Genomic DNA, 5,304 nt, shown 5'->3' on the forward strand with positions numbered 1-5,304 from the left:
GCCATCATGGCCCTGGTCGCTGCAATTTCCATTGACCGAGGCCTCTACTTCGCCATGAACGCCCCTGCCGCCCTCACCGGCGGAACCGTTGAGACAGCCGCCACCTGGGTCAACAGCCTGGGCCTGGCCGGTGTCAACATCACCCCGGACTTCCTCGCGCAGACCGCGGCCAACGTTGGTGAGGAGAGCATCGTGTCGCGCACCGGCGGTGCCCCAACCCTCGCCGTCGGCCTCGCGCACATCATGCAGCAGTTCATCGGTGGCACGGCCATGATGGCGTTCTGGTACCACTTCGCCATCATGTTCGAGGCCCTCTTCATCCTCACGGCAGTGGACGCCGGCACCCGCGTGGCCCGGTTTATGCTGCAGGACTCCATTGGCAACTTCGTTCCCAAGTTCAAGGAAGCATCCTGGCGGCCCGGCGCCTGGCTTTGCACGGCCGTCATGGTGGGCGCCTGGGGAGCCGTACTGCTGATGGGCGTGACCGATCCGCTCGGCGGCATCAACACTCTGTTCCCGTTGTTCGGCATCGCCAACCAGTTGCTGGCGGCCATCGCCTTGTCCGTATGCCTGGCCATCGTCGCCAAGCAGGGAACCTTCAAGTACCTGTGGATCGTGGCGCTGCCCTTGGCCTTCGCCGCAGTGGTCACCATCACGGCGAGTTACCAGAAGATCTTCTCGTCCACGCCGGCAGTGGGTTACTTCGCCAACAACGCAGCCTTCAGCAAGGCACTGGCGGAAGGGAAGACGGAATTCGGCACCGCGAAATCGGTGGCAGCGATGGAGGCCGTGGTGCGCAATACCGCCATCCAGGGCTGGCTGTCGGTAATCTTCGTGGTGCTGAGCATCATCGTGATCGCGACGGCGTTGCTCGCCACCGTCAGGGCGTTCGGCAACCGGGCGGACGCCACCGCCAACAGGGGTAATGAGGAACCCGCCAGGCCTTCACGCGTCTTCGCGCCGGCCGGGCTTATTCCAACGCCGGCTGAGCGGGAGCTGATGGCTGAGTGGGACAAGGTCCCGGCGGAACTGAGGTTCGAGAGGGCAGGCCACCACTGATGAGTTCCGGGCTCGCCGCTGTTGCCAGGGGCTTCCATGGGTTCGCACGCTATTTCGGCGGCGTGCTGGGGGCGGATGCTTATGCGAAGTACCTGGAGCACCACCAGGCTGCAGGCCATAGCACGCCACCCCTGGGCGAGCGTGAGTTCTGGCGGGACCGGACGGACCGCCAGGACTCAAATCCCCAGGGCCGGTGCTGCTGATTTGAGCCTGCAGCGGACAAACCGTCAGCAGGCTTCATAGAGTGGACTGCGGGCGGATCGCTCATGAGAGTATGAAGCCATGAGCGATCCGAAAGACACTCAGGCACCTGAGGACCTCCCGGTAGAAGGCACTACCATCGACGACGGGCAGCCGGCACCTGCACCGGCTGTTCCGGACAACGGTGGCAAGCCCAAAGGCAGCAACCTGCAGGATTTGGTGGACGAACCAGCCAAGGTGATGCGGATCGGAACCATGATCAGGCAGCTGCTGGAAGAGGTGAAGTCCGCACCGCTCGACGACGCCGCCCGGGGCAGGCTCGCCGAAATACACGAGCGCTCCATCAAGGAGCTCGAGGACGGGCTTGCCCCTGAGCTGGTGGAGGAACTGGACCGGATCAGCCTCCCCTTTTCCGACGAGGCCACGCCCTCGGACGCTGAGCTGCGTATCGCCCAAGCCCAACTGGTGGGTTGGCTGGAGGGCTTGTTCCACGGCATCCAGACGGCCATCGCTGCCCAGCACGCCGCCCGCGAGCACGCTGCCGCGCAGCTGCAGTTGCGCCAGCTCCCGCCCGGCACCTTGATCGCACCCGGCGTCGTGATCGGGGAAAACGGAGAGCCCCAGCGTACGTCCGCCGGTCACCGGCCGGGCGCTCCGGCCCGGCCAGGGCAGCCCCATGATCCGGACCACGGTCCGGGACAGTACCTCTAGGGTCGTTGGGCTTTTTCAGCGCCGCCAGGCAGGGGCGCAAGGACGACGCGGAACTTGGGAAAGGCTTGTGGCGCCGGGCCCACGACCGTTTCCACCGGGGGCTCGACCGTTTCCACCAGGTCCTCGAAGGGGTCGAGGACGACCAGCTCTACGGGGAACTCGTGGACATCGCCAACGAGCTTGCTGCGCTGTTGGACCGCGTCAGGGCAGTCTGCGTGGAAGCACAGCAACGGTCGCCGAGTGAGGGCCTGGACATCCCGGCTGCCCTCGCACCTGTCCACCGCTCGCTGTCCAAGGCGGGCAACTCCCTCGCCACCACCGCCGAAGCCGCTGCCATGCTTCGCCTCGCCGTAGGCCCCGTCCCCGTGGGAGCAGCCTCCGTGCGGCGCCGTGCGGAGGCAGTGTTCCAGCAGGTGGCCGACGCCGAGAGGCAGCTGCGGGAGGAAAGCCTGGGCTCCCGGCAAGAGGATATTCCCGGTTAAGCGTGTGGCTTAGTCTGCCCCGATCGTCCTTTTCCGGGCAGCTGGTTTGGCAAGATATGAAGCATGACTTCATCACCGACACTGACTTTCAACGACGGTAACCAGATCCCCCAGCTCGGCTATGGCGTGTGGCAGGTTGAGGACGGAGTGGCGGAAAAGGTTGTCCGCCAGGCTTTCGAGGCGGGCTACCGCCACATCGACACCGCCAAGATCTATGGCAATGAGGCGGGCGTGGGCCGAGCCATTGCCAGCTCAGGCTTGTCGCCGGAGCAGCTTTTCATCACCACCAAGCTCTGGAACGCGGATCAGGGCTACGAGTCCACCCTTGCCGCTTTCGAGGACTCGATGGACCGGCTGGGCCTTGAGACCCTGGACCTTTACCTGATTCACTGGATGACGCCCAAGCGGGACAAGTACGTGGACACCTGGAAGGCCCTGATCGAGCTGCAGAAGCGCGGGCGCGTCAAGTCGATCGGTGTTTCGAACTTCACCGTGGAAGGCCTGGAGCGGCTCATTGATGAAACGGGCGTAGTCCCGGCCATCCACCAGATCGAGCTCCACCCGTACTTCAGCCAGCGCGAACTGCGCGAGTACGACGCATCCAAGGGGATCCTGACGCAGGCCTGGTCACCGCTGGGCCAGGGTGGCGAGCTCCTCGAGGACGCAACGGTAGCGTCTATCGCCGCTAAGCACGGTGCCACGCCTGCCCAGGTGGTTATTGCCTGGCACCTCGCCATCGGCAACGTGGTCATTCCCAAGTCCGTCACCGAGTCCCGGATCCGCGAGAACTTCGCGGCGCTGGATGTTTCCCTGGACGCGGACGACATCGAGGCTATCAACGCACTGGACCGCAGTGCCAAGGGTGAAGGCCGTATCGGAGCCGATCCTGCAGTTGCCGATTTCGCTTAAGCTGAACCGGACGCCGGCCCAAGCCGGCCCATGACCCGCGTTGCCTTGGTGTTTCCCCGGGCAACGCGGGTCACTGCTTTGAACGGCCTGGACTTTTCGCCCGCCTCGGGTCAGGCGGCAATACGCACGTGCTGGACCGGGACTGCGTCCACAACGGCCCAGCTGTCTTCGCCGGCACAGTGTCGGCTGGCGAACCGCTCGGCTTCCGCCAAGGTGTCAAAGACTTCAGCGCGGGCACGGCCGCAATCGGCATCGAAGTAGGTGACGTGAAATTCCTGTACGGGTTGGTTTTCCATAAATCCAGTGTGCAACCGGGGTCTGACATTCCTCGGAATCAGCCCCGCGTGTTGCCCAGCCGGAGGACCCGTTCCTGCGCGAGCATCGCCGTCCGCGCTGCTTTGTCCGCAGCCCGCACCGCCTGCTTAGCCTCGGCGGTGGTACTTGCCAACCTTTTGCGGCACCGCTCCAACTGGTCCTCGGCCGCTCTAAGGCGGGCCCGAAGTTCCGTTGTTTCCTCTTGCAGCCCGGCAATTTCAGACCGTGTCTCGTCCGCCCGGTTTTGCAGGTCCCGAGCCAACTGTGCGGTCTCAGCTTCTACCGCCTGCGCCTCGGCCAGGGCGGCTCTGGCTTTCTCCAGTGCAGGTGGTGACGTTGGCCGCGGCGTCTGCCGGACTGCCTCAAGCCTCGGCCCGTCCGGCTTGCGCCGGAGGGCGCCTGCCGCCGTCGGACTCTTTGCCTGCTCCTTGCGCGCCTCTTCCTTCCGCAGGGGCACCTTGGAGGGAGCGGGAGCTGCCCTGGGTGCGGGCAGGGCGGAGGGGACAGCTACTGAGCCCTCAAGCTCCACGGCATTCACGCCGTCGGCCGAGAGTGTCTTCAGGAGCCTTCCGCTTTGGACAGCAGCAGCTGCGCCTTCATCCGCCGTCAGGGCCCGCAACGTCTCCTCGACGTCCGTCGCCATGGTATCGCTGATGGAGCGGCCCTGCTGCCGGGCAACAGAGCGGGCGGTATCGACGGCGGCGGCCAGCATGGTGCGGCGCTCACGTCCCAGCTCCCGTAGTGCCGCGGCGTCCAGTGACGCCTGCGCTCCGCGCATCCTGCCGCCGAGGTCTGCCAAGTCGGCGAGGATGTCCGGTTGGCGCAGGGCCAACATGTTCACGGCCCAGGCGGCAACCGACGGCTTTGGCAGGGCGCGCACCGCTGCTCCGAGTTCCTTGTCCGAACGGGCAGCATCCTTCGCTGCGGAAGCGCGTGCTGCCACAAAGTCTTCCATCGGCTTGGCATAAAGCTCGTTCGCGATCTCTGCCAGGGCCTCGTCTTCCATGCACGCCATCTTAGGTCCCGGTGGAGCCGGGCAAGGACACTCCAGATGAACGCGGGCTTTTGCTGATTGTCGTGTTGCCGGCAGACCATGTCGTTGATCCAAATGGGCGCAAACAGGGACGTGCAGCCCGGCGGGGTTGGGTAGTCCTTCAGCACTTCGAGGCGCTCACCGATAGTGATGGCCCGATCCCTGTGTTCGGCGTGCCCAATGCCAATCTGGGCCAGGCACGTATTCACTGCCCATTGCAGGCGTTCCGGCGCATCCTTCATCTCTGCCTCGATGATGGCCAGCAGCCCGGCGAGGTCAAGGCCTTCGGGCTGCTTCGCCAATGGTGTCCAACTCGTCGCGCCGGAACGCCTTCGGGCGGCGGACCAGGAGGGCCAACAGCTTCGCCGCGGTGTCAGTACACGACAGTTCGGTCCGGCGCGGGATGTGCACCGTCAGATCCGGCGCACCAACCAGCTGGCAATCCATCGGGCATCGTGATTGCCGTCATCGTCCCACTCCACCAACACATGGGTGACCGTGTAGGCCGTAGCGAGTCCATTGATGGAACCCACCTTCACGCGGGCGGGCCGGAGCATCAGTACTGGCCTGCCGGGGGCTTGCTGCAAGGCGTCC

Annotated in this window: 8 protein-coding genes and 1 pseudogene; 5 read left to right on the plus strand and 4 right to left on the minus strand. The window is 65.1% G+C overall.

Translation table 11 applies throughout. The features are described from left to right. From AC5RWX_RS29675 to AC5RWX_RS29695, 5 genes are all read left to right on the plus strand, one after another. Positions 1–1,059, plus strand: a 1,059-nt coding sequence (locus AC5RWX_RS29675) for a carbon starvation CstA family protein (RefSeq protein ID WP_494099806.1), incomplete at its 5' end; no start/stop codon positions are given. Next, positions 1,059–1,262, plus strand: a complete 204-nt coding sequence (locus AC5RWX_RS29680) for a YbdD/YjiX family protein (RefSeq protein WP_494099807.1) — start codon at positions 1,059–1,061, stop codon at positions 1,260–1,262. The genes AC5RWX_RS29675 and AC5RWX_RS29680, both read left to right, overlap by 1 nt. A gap of 79 nt (positions 1,263–1,341) precedes the next feature. Further along, positions 1,342–1,971: a bacterial proteasome activator family protein gene (locus tag AC5RWX_RS29685; RefSeq protein WP_494099808.1), complete on the plus strand. Its 630-nt coding sequence runs from the start codon at positions 1,342–1,344 to the stop codon at positions 1,969–1,971. A 5-nt stretch (positions 1,972–1,976) separates the two neighbouring features. Next, positions 1,977–2,453 (plus strand): hypothetical protein, encoded by a 477-nt coding sequence (locus AC5RWX_RS29690; protein ID WP_494099809.1) that lies wholly within the window; start codon positions 1,977–1,979, stop codon positions 2,451–2,453. 63 nt (positions 2,454–2,516) lie between these two features. Next, a complete protein-coding gene (locus AC5RWX_RS29695) occupies positions 2,517–3,362 on the plus strand; it encodes an aldo/keto reductase (RefSeq protein ID WP_494099810.1) in 846 nt (281 codons plus the stop codon). 110 nt (positions 3,363–3,472) lie between these two features. Here AC5RWX_RS29695 and AC5RWX_RS29700 read toward each other — a convergent pair whose 3' ends face one another. The 4 genes and pseudogenes from AC5RWX_RS29700 to AC5RWX_RS29715 all read right to left on the minus strand — a co-directional run. Then, complete coding sequence (locus tag AC5RWX_RS29700; protein WP_494099811.1) at positions 3,473–3,658, minus strand: hypothetical protein; 186 nt, start codon at positions 3,656–3,658, stop codon at positions 3,473–3,475. Positions 3,659–3,696: 38 nt separating this feature from the next. Then, positions 3,697–4,683, minus strand: a complete 987-nt coding sequence (locus tag AC5RWX_RS29705) for a hypothetical protein (RefSeq protein WP_494099812.1) — start codon at positions 4,681–4,683, stop codon at positions 3,697–3,699. 74 nt (positions 4,684–4,757) lie between these two features. Beyond that, positions 4,758–5,085, minus strand: a pseudogene (locus AC5RWX_RS29710) (DNA alkylation repair protein); the annotation flags it as partial. Positions 5,086–5,123: 38 nt separating this feature from the next. Then, positions 5,124–5,304: hypothetical protein (locus AC5RWX_RS29715; RefSeq protein ID WP_494099813.1), on the minus strand; the 181-nt coding region annotated here is incomplete at its 5' end.

This window comes from Arthrobacter sp. SPT-J7 (assembly GCF_059089965.1).

Bases quoted from the DNA above. Each gene is read 5' to 3' on its own strand.
- AC5RWX_RS29680 (WP_494099807.1), top strand. From the start codon at position 1,059: ATGAGTTCCGGGCTCGCCGCTGTTGCCAGGGGCTTCCATGGGTTCGCA.
- AC5RWX_RS29685 (WP_494099808.1), top strand. From the start codon at position 1,342: ATGAGCGATCCGAAAGACACTCAGGCACCTGAGGACCTCCCGGTAGAA.
- AC5RWX_RS29695 (WP_494099810.1), top strand. From the start codon at position 2,517: ATGACTTCATCACCGACACTGACTTTCAACGACGGTAACCAGATCCCC.
- AC5RWX_RS29700 (WP_494099811.1), bottom strand. From the start codon at position 3,658: ATGGAAAACCAACCCGTACAGGAATTTCACGTCACCTACTTCGATGCC.
- AC5RWX_RS29705 (WP_494099812.1), bottom strand. From the start codon at position 4,683: ATGGAAGACGAGGCCCTGGCAGAGATCGCGAACGAGCTTTATGCCAAG.